Below are 14,980 nucleotides of genomic sequence, written 5' to 3'. Positions count from 1 at the left end.
GAGCCCACTCGCGCAGGCCCCGCCCCGAGCGGCCGGGCGGCCGCTACCGATCCCGGCCGCCCGCCAACCGGTGGAGGCGCAGCGCGAGTTGGATCTCCAGGGCCCGCCCCGGCTCGTTCCAGTCCCGTCCCAGCAGCACCTGCACCCGGTCCAGGCGCTGCACCACCGTATTGACGTGCACGTGGAGTTCGTCCTTGGCGCGGATGAGACTGCCCCCGGAACCGAAGTAGGCGCCGAGGGTCCGCACGAGCTGGGTGCCGCGCTGCGCGTCGTACTCCAGCAGCGGCCCCAGCGTCGCCCGGACGAATCCGTCGACGTCCTGGGCGTTGCCCAGCACCACGCCCAGGAAGCCGAGTTCGTCGACGCACGCGCCTTCCCCGGTACGCCCCAGGACCCGCATGGCGCGCAGGCAACGGGCGGCCTCCCCGTATGCGGAGGCCAGCTCGCGCGCGCCCCGCGCCGGTCCGGTGGCGGCGACGGTGACGGGGGCCTGGATCAACTGCCCGAGCTGGGCGGCGGCCGAGCGCGCCGCGTCACCGGCGGCCGGGGCGGGGTCGTCGCTCGCTATCAACAGCACCACGTGCCCGCCGTGTTCGGCGCTCACCCCGCGGATGTCCCCGCCGAACAGATAGCGCGTCGCGGCAGGGGCCAGCCGCTCCCGGGTTCCGCCCTCGGCCACCAGCAGCAGATGCGGACGGTCGAGGTCGATGCCGAGGCGCCGACCGCGTTCGGCGAGTCCGGCCGGGTCGCGGTCCGCGTCGGTCAGCAGGTCGGTGATCAGCTCGCCGCGGACCCGGTTCTCGGTCTCGGCGACCGTGCGGCGCAGCAGCAGAAGGAGTCCGGTGACCACCGAGGCCCGTTCGAACAGCCGCCGGTCGGAGTCGTCGAGCTGTTCGCGCCGGTGCAGGACGAGACCGGCCAGGAGTTCCTGTCCGGCGAGGACGGCACAGATCCACCGGCCGTCGCGGTGCACGGCACGGGCTCCGGTACGGGACGCCTCGGCGGTCTCGGCCAGCCATCCGGCGTCCGTGCTGTCGGCGGCGAAGTCCGCGCCGTCGGGCCGGACCGCCGCCAGGAGCCGGCCGCCCGGGTCGTGAATGGTGAGCGGGGAGTCCAGCAGTCCCGCGACCGCCTCGGCGACGTCCTTGACGTCACGGCCGCGCAGGACCAGGTCGGTCAGCCGGTCGTGGGACTCCTCGGCCCGCCGCATGGCCGCCGAGTGCGCCCGGACGGCCGCGTTCGCCTCGGCCAGCTCGGCGTTCGCTTCGGCCAGTTCGTCCAGGGCGGACCGGGTGTCGGCGAGAGCGCGGGCGGTGTCGATGGCGATGGCGGCGTGCGCGGCGAGGGAGCACAGCAGGGCGACCTCGTCCGGGCTGAAGACGCGGGGCGCGCGGTCGGCCGCGAAGAGGACGCCGATGACCTTTCCCGTACCGCCGCGGCTGGAGCCCAGGAGCAGGGGCACGCCCAGGATGGCGACGAGCCCCTCGTCCAGCACCCCGGCGTTGATGTTGCGGGTGTGGTGGAAGCGGTCGTCGGTGCGGTAGTCGTGGGTCGCGTACGGGCTCGCGGTCTGTGCCACCAGACCGCCGAGCCCATCGCCGAGTTCCAGCCGCAGCCGCTGGAAGAGCACCGACACCGACCCGTCGGTGACCCGCATATAGGTGTCCCCCGCCTCCTCGTCGGGGAGCGTGAGATACGCCGTGTCCGTGCCGAGCAGCATCCTGGCCCGGCGGACGATGGCCTTCAGCACCTCGTCCAGGTCGCGGGAGGCGGCGAGATCACCCGCGGTGTCGAAGAGCGCGGTGAGCTGGAGCTCGCGGCGCCGGTGCTGCCGCAGGGCGCCCCTGATGCGCAGGGCGGTGGCGGTGGCCCGCTCCACCTCCGCCAGATCGCCCGCGGGCACGCCGGCGGCCCGCGCCTGCGAGGAGACGGCGCCCAGTGCCTCGGCGGGGGCGTCGTCGGCCAGCAGTTCGAACAGGCGCCGCAGATGGGGAGCGGCGGAGGCGGACGGTTCAGACATGGGCGGCCAGCGTTCGTAGGGGGCGGGAGGTCAGTTGGCGGTCCAGCCGCCGTCCATGGAGAGGGAGGTGCCGGTGATGTGCCCGGTGCGCGGTCCGCAGAGCCACAGCACGGCCTCGGCGACCTCGTCGGGTTCGATGAGCCGCTTGATCGCGCTGCGTTCCAGCATGATCCGGCCCACCACCTCCGCCTCGGAGATGCCGTGCGTACGGGCCTGGTCCGCGATCTGGTTCTCGACCAGGGGGGTGCGTACGTACCCGGGGTTGACGCAGTTGCTCGTCACCCCGTGTTCCGCCGCTTCGAGCGCGACCACCTTGCTGAGTCCCTCCAGTGCGTGCTTGGCCGTCACATAGGCCGATTTGTAGGGGCTGGCCCGCAGGCCGTGCACGGACGAGATGTTGACCACGCGCCCCCAGCCGCGTTGGTACATCCCCGGCAGGGTCCGGCGCAAGATGCGGAACGGGGCTTCCACCATGACGCGCTGGATCAGCGCGAAGCGGTCCGGCGGGAATTCGTGCACGGGGGCGACGTGCTGGAGCCCGGCGTTGTTGACCACGATGTCCGCGTCCGCGGGCAGCGTGTCCACCGCCTCGGGCACCGACAGATCGACCACCCACGCCGTCCCGCCGAGCGTCTCGGCCAGGTCCCCGGCGGCTCGGGCGGCCTTGTCCACCACATGGACATGGGCGCCCGCCGCGGCCAGGGCCTGTGCGCAGGCCCGCCCGATACCGCTCGCACCACCGGTCACCAGGGCGGTGCGCCCGGCGAGGGGCCGGTCTGCGGATGCCGGCGAGGAGCCGGCGGCGGGCGAGGGGACGGTGAGCGGGGCGGTGTGCGCGCCTGGCCCGTGGTCCGGGCTCTGAGGAGTCTCCATGGTCGTCACCGTAAGGAGACCGAAGCCCACGTCACACGGGGTCGGTGCACACACCGACGCACTCCGGCATGGTGGCGGCGTACATGGTGCGGGTCCGGCCGGTGGCCGTCGGTGGGCCGCGTCCAGCACCGCCCGCTGCTCCGCGGTCAGCTCCGGGTCCACCGCGGCCGGGCTCTCGTCCAGCTGCTCGACCGAGGAGGCCCCGACCAGGGGGACGAACGGGCTGTCGCCACCGATGAGCCAGGCCAGGACCACCTGGTTGACGGTCGCCCCGGTCTCCTCGGCCACCGCCCGCAGCGCCGCCTGCCGGACGGGGGTGCCCGGGTGGTCGAACTCCGGACCCAGCGGCTTGTCCGCGGAGACCGAGGACGGCGTGGTCGTCGAGGGCGGCGCCCGGCTGCGACCCGGCACCGTGGACGGGGCGGGGCGGGTCCGCCGCGTACCGCCGGCTCGTGCCCCGGTCCGAGGTCAGCCCGCCGCCTCCACCGCCCGTCGTGCCTCGGCCACCACTTCGGGGTCGGTGACGAAGTGGGTGTCCTGCTCGGCCGACGCGCCCCCGGCGCCGAGCGGTATCCACTTGCCGCCGCGCCGGGGCAGCGCCCTCGCCTTGGCGGAGAGGTGGACAGCGGCGACGCCGACTGAGGTCAGGGCCGGGATGTCGGCGGGGCGCACGCCGCCGCCGGCCATCACCTGCACCCCGGGTGCGGCGGCGGCCATCGCGGCGATCGCCGCCAGCCCGTCGGCCGCGGCGGGAGCGCCGCCCGAGGTGAGGACCCGGGTGAGACCGAGTGAAGGCAGCAGTGCGGCGGTGGCCACCGGGTCGGCGGCCTGGTCGATGGCGCGGTGCAGGGTGATGTCCACGGGGCGGCCCGGGGCGCGGGCCGCTTCGGCGAGCCGGGCGACCGCCACGGTGTCCAGGGTGCCGTCGGCGGTCAGCGCGCCGATCACCACGCCGGAGGCACCGGAGGCGATGACGGACCGCACCTCGGCGGCCATGAGCGCGATCTCCTCCGCGTCATGGACGAAGTCGCCGGGCCGGCACCTGACCAGCACCTGCACCGGCAGCCCTTCCGCGGCGACCGCCTCCACCAGGGCTGCCGACGGGGTCAGGCCGCCCAGCTCCAGGGCGGTGCAGAGTTCGACCCGGTCGGCGCCGTGCTCCCGGGCGGTCCGGGCGCCGGCCGGTGAGGTGACGGCGATCTCCAGGGCGGGGCGCGCGGTCACTCGTCGTCCCCGGTCAGCGGCTGGTCGGAGGCGGAGATGATGCGGGCCGACAGATCCGGGTCGGCCATCTCGCGGTCGAAGGGGAACATCGGGCGGCGGATGCGGTGGTGGCCCAGGCGTACCAGGTCCTGGTCCACACCGCCGGGGGTGAGCGCCATCTTCCAGCCGACCGACATGTCGAAGAGTTCGGGCTCCAGGTAGCCGATCTTCACGATCACGATGTCGGCGCCGCGCGGGTCGAGGTCGAGGTCGGTGAAGTCGTGCTCGTGGTGGTAGGGCTTGCGAAGCTCGGTGAGGATCGCGTACACGCTGCCCACCCGGATCACGACCTCGGTGCGGGCGTCGCGGTCGCCGTGCCGGATGGCGTGCACCGTGCCCGTCAGGGTGACCGGGCCCGCGTGCCGGTCGTCCACCTCGGCGCCGGCGGTGACCGTGACGGGGGCGCCGACACCCGCGGCGACGGCGGTCTCGACCGCGGCCGGACCCGGCACCGAGGCGTAGATGACGGTCGGACCGTCGTCCTTCTGGAACTCCGGGCGGGCCAGCAGCCGGGTCAGGCCCCAGGTCATGTCGCCGGCGCCCCCGGCGGTCGGGTTGTCCCCGGTGTCGCTGATGAAGTACGGGCGCTGGTCGGAGTCCAGGGCCTCGTCCAGGATGCCGTCGAAGGTGCCGGTCGGGGCGACGAAGTCGAAGTCGTCGCGGGCGTTCCAGAAGCCCTGGGCCAGGCGCTCGGCACCGGCCGAGACGGCGCCCCGGTCGGTGCCGGTGACCACCACCACGGCGCGGTTGCGCGGTTCGTCGGCCCAGGCGTAGCCGACCCATATCGCGGCGTCGATCACGCCGTCCATGGCCTCGACCTCGTCAACAGCCGCGTACACGCTCCTGGCCGGCTCGATCCGGGTGGAGGTCTGCTCGCCGGCCAGCAGCACCGGCACCGGCACCCAGGCCTTGACCGGGCGGGGCGCGCCGGAGGCCAGCAGGTCCACCAGGTTGCGGACGGCCCGCTCCTTGGTTTCCATGTGGTCCTCGTGCGGGGCCATCCGGTAGCAGGTGATCAGGTCGCTGCCGTGGGCGAGTTCGCGGGAGACGTTGCCGTGCAGGTCCATCGAGGTGGAGATGATCACGTCGGGGCCGACGGTGGCGCGGATGCGCTCCAGCAGCACCGCTTCGGCGTCGTCGATGCCCTCCACGGTCATCGCGCCGTGGATGTCGTACCAGAGGCCGTCCGGGCGGGGCAGCGCGGCGAGCCGTTCGATCAGCTCGTCGGTCAGCTCGGTCCAGGCGGCGGCGGTGACGGTGCCGCCCGGCAGCGACTTGCCGACCAGGGCGCCGTGCCAGTCGGCCGCCTCGCGCAGCTCCTCACCGGGGGCCAGGAAGGGGTAGCGGTCCAGCACTTCGGCGCCGCGCGAGGGGTGGAAGGCGGCGGCCTGGGTGCGGGCGGGGGAGAAGGTGGACGACTCGATGCCGAGTCCGGCGATGGCTATGACCGGGCGGGCTGCGGCGGTGCGGGATTGCGACATGGCTCCTCGTAGGGGTGGGGCGTCAGACGTGACGGGGCGCGGGGGCGCGGAATTGGTCGGCGGCGCCGACCTCGCTCAGGGCGCGGGCCAGGGAGCGCTGCAGGGCGAACTGCCCGGCGCCGACCAGTCCGGCGTCGGCGCCGAGGCTGGCCCGCTCGATGGTGAGGTGTTCGGTGACGAGCGGGTGGCAGCTCTCGTAGAGCTGGCTGCGCACGGCGGCGACGAACGGTTCCAGGGTGGAGAGGATGCCGCCGAGGTAGACGGCGTCCGGATTGAAGAAGTTGACGTTGGCGGCGAGCACTTGACCGAGGTAGTCGCCGGCCCTGCGGACCGCGCGGGTGGCCAACGGGTCTGCGTCGACGGCGAGGCGGGCCACGTCCTCGGGGCTGCTGACGTCGGCCCCGCGCTCGCGCAGGATCCGGACCAGGGCGGCGCCGGACGCCACGGTTTCCAGGCAGCCGGTGTTGCCGCAGGAGCAGGGGATGTCGGCGCCGGCGTCGATCCGGATATGGGTGATGTCACCGGCCGCGCCGGTGCCGCCCCGGTAGAGGCGTCCGTCGACGATGACGCCGGCGCCGATCGCGGAGCCGATCTTCACCATGATCGTCTGCCGGTGCTCGGCGGGCCGTACCGTGTGCTCGCCGACCGCCATGCAGTTGGCGTCGTTGTCCACGGCGGCCGGGACGCCGAAGCGTTCCTCCAGCCAGGCGGTGACCGGGAAACGGTTCCAGCCCGGCATCCGCGACGGCAGGACGACCGCCCCCGACGCGATGTCCACCGGTCCGGGCAGCGAGAGCCCGACCCCGCGCAGCCGGCGACGTCCGCGCTGCTCGGCCAGCGCCTCCAGGGTCTCGGCGAGCCGGGGCAGAGCCGCCTCGGGGCCGTCGGCGATCACGAAGGGGACGGTCGAGACATCGGTCAGACCGCCGCCGGGCAGCACCACACCGATCCGGGCGTGCCGGCCGCCGAGGTCGGCGGCGACCGCGAACTCGTCGTTGCTTCCCAGTCTCAGCGCTTTGCGGGGGCGCCCGCCGGTGGAGGACTGGGTGCCCTCCTCGGCGATCAGCCCGCGCTCCACCAGATGGGCCACGGTGAGAGAGATGGTGGAGGCGGCGGCCCCCAGCAGTCCGGCGAGTTCGGCGCGTGACGAGGCCTGGCCCGATGCGACGAGTTCCAGGACCCGCGCGGCGAGGGCTGGAGTGCCTTTTGCGGCCCTGCGGTCCCATGCACTTATTTCAGTCATGTACGAAGTAACTTCCGCAACGGTGGGTGTGGCGAAGACAATACGCCCGCGCTCGACGCGGGGGAACAGCTTCGTGAAGGAAGTAGGCCCTGCCTGAAAGCTATTCAATCCACCCAAATGCTCCCAATGGAGAGAGGCGATTGAGGCTGGAGGGCTTTTGTCGAAGGTGCAGTAACTTACTTTTTACTAATTCTTGTTTGTTTCTTCGGCGTGTCCGGCGTTAGCTGTCGTGAACGCAGTGCCGGTCCCGGACATACGGGTCCTTTCACTCTGAGGAGAGTCATGTTCCTTGCTCACACGGCGAACAGCCGCCGCTGGGCCCTTGTCGCGGGCGCCGCTGTCACCGCGGGTGCTCTGCTGACCGGTTGTTCCGGGGGCGGCACCTCGTCGTCCGCCTCCGGCTCGTCGGACACCATCAACTACGCACTGCCGGCCAACTTCACGCCGAACTGGATCCTCCCGGTCGGCACCGCCGCGCACCTGAACACCAACAACTCCTCCATATCCCAGTCCCTCTGGGAGCCGCTGATCGCGTACGACGGCTCCACCGGCAAGGTCGGCTGGAACAAGGACAACTCGCTCGCCACCGCCGCCGACTTCGCCAAGGACAGCAAGAGCGTCACGATCACGCTCGGCGACCGGCACTGGAGCGACGGCAAGCAGATCACCTCCCGCGACGTGGAGTTCTGGTTCAACCTGGTCAAGGCCAACAAGGCCGACTGGGCCAGCTACAGCCCGGGCAAGGCACCGGACAACTGGACCTCCCTGAAGGTCGTCGACGACACGCACTTCACCATCACCTTCGACCAGGCGTACAACCAGCAGTGGATGCTCGCCAACGAGTTGAGCATGATCCGCCCGATGCCGCAGCACGTCTGGGACAAGACCAGCGACTCGGGCACGGTGTCGGACCTCGACCGCACCACCGCGGACGCCAAGAAGGTCTGGGCGTACCTGAACAACGCCGCCAAGAAGATCTCCGGTTACGCCACCGACCCGCTCTGGAAGACGGTCAGCGGCCCGTACACCATCAAGTCGTTCTCCACGGCCGGCAAGGTCCAGCTGACGGCCAACGCCAAGTACGACGGCGGCGGCAAGGCCAACATCAAGACCGTGAACCTGCTGCCGTTCACCACCACGGACGCCGAGGAGAACGCACTCCGGGCAGGCACGGTCGACTACGGCTACATCAACGCCACCAACCTCAGCCAGGAGTCGTCCTTCACCGCCAAGGGCTACACGGTGAAGCCGTGGTCCGGCTGGGCCATCACGTACATGCCCTACAACTTCAACAACCCCGCCATGGGCGCGGTGTTCAAGCAGCTCTACGCCCGCCAGGCGATCCAGATGTCGGTGGACCAGACCACCCTCTCCAAGGTCGTCTTCAACGGCACCGCGGTCTCCACCTACGGCCCGATCCCGCAGGGCCAGAGCTCGTCCTTCGTCTCGTCGGAGCAGAAGAACAACCCGTACCCGTTCTCCACCGCCAAGGCCAAGCAGCTGCTGACCGGCCACGGCTGGACCGAGCAGAACGGCACCATGGTGTGCACCGCGCCGGGCACCGGCGACAACCAGTGCGGCGCCGGCGTGGACAAGGGCACCAAGTTCCGCATGCAGGTGCTCTCGCAGTCCGGTTCGACCGTGACCGACAACATGATGAGCGCCCTGCAGTCGTCGTTCGCCAAGACGGGCATCGACTTCACCATCAAGACCGCCCCGGTCAACTCGGTCCTCTCGCAGGCCGGCCAGTGCAAGGCCGACCAGGCCGGCTGCAAGTGGCAGCTGTCGTTCTTCGGCACCGCGGGCAGCTGGTACTTCCCCGCCTACCCGAGCGGTGACTCGCTCTTCGCCACCGGCGGCGGCTCCAACTTCGGCAGCTACTCCAACCCCGCCGTGGACAAGCTGATCACCCAGACCACCACCTCCTCCTCCGACGAGGCGGTGCAGAAGTACAGCGCGGCCCTGGCCAAGGACCTCCCGGTCATCTGGCTGCCGGAGCCGGACTACCAGGTCTCCGTGGTCAAGAAGGGCCTGGGCGGCTTCGCCCAGGACTCGCTCGCCAACTTCCACCCCGCCATGTGGAAGTGGACGACCAAGTGAGCCCGGCCGGTGACCCCGCGTACCACTGAGCCGAAGCGACCGGAAAACACATGAGCACTTCCTCGTACCTGATCAGGCGAGTCCTCCAAGCCGTCGTGGTGATCGTCATCGTGACGATCGTGGTCTTCGGTCTGCTGCACGCCCTGCCCGGGGGTCCCGCTCGCGGGATCCTCGGCCCGCAGGCCACGGCGCAGCAGATCGCGTCCTTCAACCACGAGCAGGGCCTCGACAAGCCCCTTCCCGTGCAGTACTTCTACTACCTGAACCAGCTGCTGCACGGCGACCTCGGAACCTCGTACACCCTCAATGAGCCGGTCTCCCAGCTCATCACCGAGCGGCTGGCCAAGACCCTGCTCCTCACCGCCCTGTCGGCGTTTCTCGGCCTCGTGCTGGCCATCCCGCTGGGCATGTGGCAGGCCGTCCGGCGCAACAAGCCGGTCGACTACGTCATCACCACGCTGAGCTTCATCGCCTACTCCACGCCCGTGTACTTCCTCGGGCTGATCCTGGTGATGGTGTTCAGCCAGGCGCTGCCGTGGTTCCCGTCCCAGGCCCCGCAGGGGGACACGCTCGCCCAGGTGTTCTCCGAACCGCAGGCGCTGGTGCTGCCGGTCGTCGCCGGTGCCGCCTCGATGATCGCGGTGTTCAGCCGCTACATGCGGGCGGCCACCCTGGAGAACCTCTCCGAGGACTACGTCAGGACGGCGCGGGCCGGCGGTTCCCGCTCCCGCGCCATCCTGTGGCGGCATGTGTTCCGCAACTCGCTGACGCCGGTGGTCGCCATGCTCGGCTACTACGTGCCGGTGCTGTTCGGCGGCGCCCTGGTGGTCGAGCAGCTCTTCAACTACCCCGGTATGGGGCTGCTCTTCTGGACCGCCGCGCAGTCCTCCGACTACCCGGTGCTGCTGGGCTGCGTGCTGGTCATCGCGGCCGCCACGGTGGTCGGCACGCTGCTCGCCGACATCGTCCAGCGGATCATCGACCCCCGAGTGAAGGCAGGCCGGGCATGAGCGCCGCCATCCAGCCGGGCCGGGCGCCCGCCACGGCCACCGCCGCCGCCACGGCGTCCGGCTCCCGGCTCGCCGTCCGGCGCTTCCTTCGCAACCGGCTCGCCGTGGTCGGGCTCGGCGTCGTGGTCTTCTTCTTCCTGCTCTGCTTCGTCGGTCCGCTGGTGTACTCCACCGACCAGACCCACACGATGCTCCAGCAGGTCAACCTCGCCCCCAGCGGCTCGCACTGGCTCGGCACCGACGCGGTCGGCCACGACGAGCTGGGCCGGCTGATGTACGGCGGCAAGGTGTCGCTGATCGTCGGTCTCGCCGCAGGCATCCTGGCCACCGTGATCGGCACCCTGTGGGGCGCCGTCGCCGGCTACGCGGGCGGCTGGGTCGACGCGGTCATGATGCGGATCGTGGACGCGGGGATCGCCATCCCGGCGCTCTTCATCCTGCTGGTGGTTTCCGCCATCACCACCCCGGGCCTGACCGGACTGATCGTCCTCCTGGGCTTCGTCTCCTGGCTGGTGCCGTCCCGGCTGATCAGGGCCGAGACGCTCTCCCTGAAGAACCGCGACTACGTCCTGACCCTGCGGGCCATCGGCGGGACGCACGCCCGGGCGATCACCCGGCACATCCTGCCGAACTCGGTCTCGACCATCATCGTCGCGGCCACCTTCCAGATCGCCGACGCCATCCTGCTGGTCGCCTACGTCTCCTACCTGGGACTGGGCGTCCAGCCGCCGGCCACCGACTGGGGCGGCATGCTCTCGGCCGGTCTCACCGCCGCCTACTCCGGCTACTGGTGGCTCATCCTGCCGCCGGGCCTGGCCATCATCCTGGTGGTGTGGGCGTTCAACGCGATCGGGGACGGACTCCGCGACGCATTCGACGTGAGGGGACGCGGATGACCGCCACCCAGGGCTCCGCCGCCCCGCAGGCCGGGCCGATTCTCGAACTCGACGACCTCGGTGTCGTCTTCACCACCGAGACCGGCGAGGTCCCGGCCGTCCGGGGTGTCTCCCTGCACGTCCGCCCCGGCGAGACGCTCGCCCTGGTCGGCGAGTCGGGTTCCGGCAAGTCCACCATCGCGCTGGCCGCGATGGGCCTGCTGGCCGGCAACGCCCGTGCCATCGGCAGCGCCACCGTCGCCGGCCACCAGGTGGTCGGTGCCCGTGAGGCCGACCTGGCGGCGCTGCGCGGCCGGACCGTCTCCATGGTGTTCCAGGAACCGGCCACCGCGCTCGACCCGCTGACCCGGATCGGCGGGCAGATCGCCGAGGTGATCCGCAACCACCGCAAGGTGTCCGCCAAGGAGGCCGCCGCCGAAGCCGTCGAACTCCTCCGCAAGGTCGGCATCCCGGAGCCGGAGAGGCGGGCCACCGCCTACCCCTTCCAGCTCTCCGGCGGACAGCGCCAGCGGGTGGTCATCGCCATGGCCATCGCCAACGAACCGGCCCTGCTGATAGCCGACGAGCCGACCACCGCGCTGGACGTCACGGTGCAGGCCGAGATCCTCGACCTGCTGCGCCGGCTCGCCGTCGAGACCGGCACCGGCGTCCTGCTGGTCACCCACAACATGGGCGTGGTCGCGGACTTCGCCGACCGGGTCGCCGTGATGTACCACGGCGAGATCGTGGAGACCGGACCGGTCGAGGACGTACTGCTGCGCCCGTCCCACGAGTACACCGAGCGGCTGCTGGCCGCGGTGCCCCGGCTGTCGGTCGCCGAGGAGGGCCGGCCGGCCGCGCCGGCCGCCGCCGCCCGCCCGGACACCGACCCGGTGGTCGAACTCCGCGACATCTCCGTGGTGTTCGGCCGCGGCAAGGGCGCCGTGCGCGCCCTGGACGGGGTCTCGCTCGCCGTACACGCCGGGGAGACCCTGGGCCTGGTGGGTGAGTCGGGCTCCGGCAAGTCGACCGCGTCCCGGGTCGCGCTCGGTCTGATCCCGCCGAGTTCCGGCACCGTCTCGCTGTTCGGCACCGACCTGGGCCGCACCCGGTCCCGGGCCCGCCGGGCGCTGCGGGCCGGTATCGGTGTGGTCCTCCAGGACCCGGTGGCCTCGCTGGACGCCCGGATGACGGTCGGCGAATGCGTCGCCGAGCCGCTCAGGGTGCACCGCCGCGAGCTCTCCGCCAAGGACCGCCAGAGCAAGGTCTCCGACGTTCTCGACCGGGTGCGACTGCCGCGTGAACTCGCGCGGCGCGCACCTCGGGAGCTGTCCGGCGGTCAGCGCCAGCGGGTCAGTCTGGCCCGCGCCCTGGTCCTGGAGCCCCGGCTGCTGGTCGCCGACGAGCCCACCAGCGCGCTCGACGTGAGCGTGCAGGAGGCGGTGCTCGAAGTGATCTCCGAGCTCCAGCACGAACTGGGCTTCGCCTGCCTCTTCGTCTCCCACGACCTGGCCGTCGTACAGCACTTCGCGCAGCGCGTCGTGGTGATGCGGGCCGGCCGGATCGAGGAGCAGGGCCCCACCGGGGCAACCCTGCTGCACCCGGAGACCGACTACACCCGCCGGCTGCTGGCCGCCGTGCCGGTGCCCGACCCGGTGATCCAGCGCGGTCGCAGAGCCGAACGCCTGGCCACCCTGGCGGCCGGCCGGACGGAGGCGCAGGCATGAGCTTCGATGACCGTACGCTCTTCGCCGGAGTGGACATCGGCGGCACCACGACCCAGGTGGTGGTCTGCGCCGAGGACCTCACCGTGCTGGACCGCGCGGAGGTGGCGACCCCGGCGGCCGACGGCGGCCGGGCCATGATCGGCGCGGCCCTGGGCGCGCTGGCCCCGCTGCTGGAGCGCACCCCCGGCCGGCTCGCCGGTTGCGGGGTCGGCGCGGCCGGCGTGGTGGACTCCGCCACCGGCCGCATCCTGGTGGCCAGCGACTCCTTCGCCGGCTGGGCCGGTTTCGCGGTGACGGACGCCGTCGAGGAGGCGCTGGGCGTCCCTGCGTTCCTGGACAACGACGTCAACGCCTTCCTCTACGGGGAGGTGTGCGGCGGCGCCGTGCGCGGCGAGTCGGACGTCCTCGGGATGACGCTGGGCACCGGGGTCGGCGGCGCGCTGTGGACCGGCGGCGCGCTGTTCGCCGGGCCGCACGGCGCGGCCGGCGAGATCGGGCACATCCCCGGCTTCGGTGATCTGCTCTGCTCGTGCGGCGGCCGGGGCCATCTGGAGACCCTGGCCTCCGGCCGCTCCATCGCCGCCCGTTACGCGGACCGCACCGGCCACCGGCTGACCGCCCGCGAGGTCGCACGGGCCGCCGGCCACGGTGACCAGGACGCCCTCGCGGTGTACCGGGCCGCCGGTGCCGGGATCGCCCAGGCGATCGTGATGACGGCGGGCGTCGTCGACATCACCACGGTGGTGGTCGGTGGCGGGGTCAGCCACGCCTGGCCCCTGCTGAACCCCCTCATCCTGGCGTCGCTGGCCGCCGACCCGCCGGTCAGCGGTCACCCTGTCCGGCTGGTCAGGGCCGCCCTCGGGGCCGACGCCGTACCGGTCGGCGCCGCGGCACGGGTGCGACAGGAATTCGCGACGAGGGTCGAAGTCTGAGGAGGCCGGTCGCGGGTCCCGCACCTACGCTCCGATGCCGCCGAGTCCGGATACGCCGCGGCATCGGAGCGGGCAGCGTGTCGACCGCTCCGGGGACGGAGCGATCGAGGACCCGAGCCGTCCCGCCGATCGCCCGGGCCAGGTCCTCGGCGACGTCGGAGGCCTTGACCACCACATGGACGTGGGCCCCCGCAGCGGCCAGGGCCTGTGCGCAGGACCGCCCGATCCCGCCGGCCGCCCCCGTGACCAGGGCGGTGCGCCCGGCGAGGAGCCGGTCCGCGGGCGAGGGCGAGGGTCCGGCGGCGGGCCGGGTCCGGGGCGATCGGGGCGCCCGTTCCAGGGCCGTCAGTGGGCCGCGTCCAGCACCGCCCGCTGCTCCGCGGTCAGCTCCAGGTCCACCGCCGCCAGGCTCTCGTCCAACTGCGCGACCGAGGAGGCCCCGACCAGCGGGACGAACGGGATGTCACCGCCGATGAGCCAGGCCAGGACCACCTGGTTGACGGTCGCCCCGGTCTCCTCGGCCACCGCCCGCAGCGCCGCCTGCCGGACGGGGGTGCCCGGGTGGTCGAACTCCGGACCCAGCGGCTTGTCCGTGCGGACGTAGGCCCCGGCCAGCAGCGGGGAGTAGGCCACCGGCACGAGCGAGGGCTCGGCCCGCAGATAGCTGAGCAGGTCCCCGCCCGCCACGCCCTCCTGACCATCGGGGGAACGCAGGCCCGGCGCGTCCGTGCGCCGGCGCAGATAGGTGTGGTGGTACTGGAGGACGTCGTACCCCGGCAGCCCGGCGTCCGCCGTGATCCTGCGGGCGCGTTCCACCTGCCACGCCCAGTGGTTGCTCACCCCGAGCAGGCCGACGGTGCCTTCGGTGACCAGTTCCGCGAAGGCCTCGACGGTCTCCGCCATCGGCACGCTCCGGTCCTGGACGTGTGCGTACAGCAGGTCCAGCTTGTCCACACCGAGATGCTCCCGGCTACGCTCCGCGGACTCCCGTATCACCTCGGCCGAGAGTCCTTCGATGCCTTGGGAGAAGTCGGTGGCGGGGACGTTCGGCCGGGCCCCGAGCTTGGTGGCGATGACGATCTCGTCCCCGACACCGCGGCTGCGGCGCCAGCGGCCGAGCAGCTGCTCGCTCTCCCCGCCCCGGGTGCCGTTGATCCAGAACGCGTAGTTGTCGGACGTGTCGATGAAGGTTCCGCCGGCCTCCGCGTACCGGTCGAGGATCGCGAAGGACGTCGCCTCGTCGGTGCGTGTGCCCATCAGCATCGCGCCGAGGCTGAGCACACTCACCTCCCGGCGGGTGGCGGGGTCGGTGCCGATGGTGCGGTAACGCATGCTGGGTCCTTTCCCAACTGCCCGTACCTGTGCGGGCGTCGACGGGAGTCTGCGTGTTGGAGCGCACTCCATGTCAACGAGCGCAAGAGCAGCGGCGCACACAGCCACGCGCGGGGAGTGTCCG

The 14,980-nt window shown here is 72.1% G+C and carries 11 protein-coding genes and 2 pseudogenes; 5 read left to right on the top strand and 8 right to left on the bottom strand.

What is annotated here, in order from left to right:
• Positions 1-43: 43 nt before the first annotated feature.
• From ACIOHC_RS03405 to ACIOHC_RS03380, 6 genes and pseudogenes are all read right to left on the bottom strand, one after another.
• Positions 44-2,020, bottom strand: a complete 1,977-nt coding sequence (locus ACIOHC_RS03405; RefSeq protein ID WP_351079582.1) for a GAF domain-containing protein — start codon at positions 2,018-2,020, stop codon at positions 44-46.
• Between the two features lie 30 nt (positions 2,021-2,050).
• Positions 2,051-2,893 carry a 3-hydroxybutyrate dehydrogenase gene (locus ACIOHC_RS03400; protein WP_351079727.1) on the bottom strand — a complete coding sequence of 281 codons (843 nt, stop codon included), beginning with the start codon at positions 2,891-2,893 and terminating at the stop codon, positions 2,051-2,053.
• A 126-nt stretch (positions 2,894-3,019) separates the two neighbouring features.
• Positions 3,020-3,304 (bottom strand): annotated as a pseudogene (locus tag ACIOHC_RS03395) (aldo/keto reductase); the annotation flags it as partial.
• 57 nt (positions 3,305-3,361) lie between these two features.
• Positions 3,362-4,117, bottom strand: coding sequence for a copper homeostasis protein CutC (locus tag ACIOHC_RS03390; RefSeq protein ID WP_401841164.1), 756 nt, complete (start codon positions 4,115-4,117; stop codon positions 3,362-3,364).
• Positions 4,114-5,637 carry a M81 family metallopeptidase gene (locus tag ACIOHC_RS03385; RefSeq protein WP_401841161.1) on the bottom strand — a complete coding sequence of 508 codons (1,524 nt, stop codon included), beginning with the start codon at positions 5,635-5,637 and terminating at the stop codon, positions 4,114-4,116. Before ACIOHC_RS03385 ends, ACIOHC_RS03390 begins: the two co-directional genes overlap by 4 nt.
• 22 nt (positions 5,638-5,659) lie before the next feature.
• Complete coding sequence (locus ACIOHC_RS03380; RefSeq protein WP_351079573.1) at positions 5,660-6,880, bottom strand: ROK family protein; 1,221 nt, start codon at positions 6,878-6,880, stop codon at positions 5,660-5,662.
• A gap of 282 nt (positions 6,881-7,162) precedes the next feature.
• Between ACIOHC_RS03380 and ACIOHC_RS03375 the strand changes: the two genes are divergently transcribed.
• Genes ACIOHC_RS03375 through ACIOHC_RS03355 form a run of 5 tightly spaced genes read left to right on the top strand, consistent with a single transcriptional unit; the run spans position 7,163 to position 13,524 of the window.
• Positions 7,163-8,980 carry a peptide ABC transporter substrate-binding protein gene (locus ACIOHC_RS03375; RefSeq protein ID WP_351079571.1) on the top strand — a complete coding sequence of 606 codons (1,818 nt, stop codon included), beginning with the start codon at positions 7,163-7,165 and terminating at the stop codon, positions 8,978-8,980.
• 50 nt (positions 8,981-9,030) lie between these two features.
• Positions 9,031-9,990, top strand: coding sequence for an ABC transporter permease (locus ACIOHC_RS03370; protein WP_351079568.1), 960 nt, complete (start codon positions 9,031-9,033; stop codon positions 9,988-9,990).
• Entirely contained in the window at positions 9,987-10,886 is a 900-nt protein-coding gene (locus ACIOHC_RS03365) for an ABC transporter permease (RefSeq protein WP_401841158.1), read from the top strand. Before ACIOHC_RS03370 ends, ACIOHC_RS03365 begins: the two co-directional genes overlap by 4 nt.
• A complete protein-coding gene (locus ACIOHC_RS03360) occupies positions 10,883-12,592 on the top strand; it encodes a dipeptide ABC transporter ATP-binding protein (protein WP_401841156.1) in 1,710 nt (569 codons plus the stop codon). Before ACIOHC_RS03365 ends, ACIOHC_RS03360 begins: the two co-directional genes overlap by 4 nt.
• Positions 12,589-13,524 (top strand): ROK family protein, encoded by a 936-nt coding sequence (locus ACIOHC_RS03355; RefSeq protein WP_351079560.1) that lies wholly within the window; start codon positions 12,589-12,591, stop codon positions 13,522-13,524. Before ACIOHC_RS03360 ends, ACIOHC_RS03355 begins: the two co-directional genes overlap by 4 nt.
• Positions 13,525-13,591: 67 nt before the next feature.
• Here ACIOHC_RS03355 and ACIOHC_RS03350 read toward each other — a convergent pair.
• Both ACIOHC_RS03350 and ACIOHC_RS03345 read right to left on the bottom strand, forming a co-directional pair.
• Positions 13,592-13,873, bottom strand: a pseudogene (locus ACIOHC_RS03350) (SDR family NAD(P)-dependent oxidoreductase); the annotation flags it as partial.
• Positions 13,870-14,856 (bottom strand): aldo/keto reductase, encoded by a 987-nt coding sequence (locus tag ACIOHC_RS03345; protein WP_351079557.1) that lies wholly within the window; start codon positions 14,854-14,856, stop codon positions 13,870-13,872. The pseudogene ACIOHC_RS03350 and the gene ACIOHC_RS03345, both read right to left, overlap by 4 nt.
• Positions 14,857-14,980: the final 124 nt, after the last annotated feature.

Origin of the sequence: Streptomyces sp. NPDC088252 (assembly GCF_044740965.1) — a bacterium.
Taxonomy (GTDB): domain Bacteria; phylum Actinomycetota; class Actinomycetes; order Streptomycetales; family Streptomycetaceae; genus Streptomyces.
This window is presented reverse-complemented; position numbering and strand designations above follow the sequence as displayed.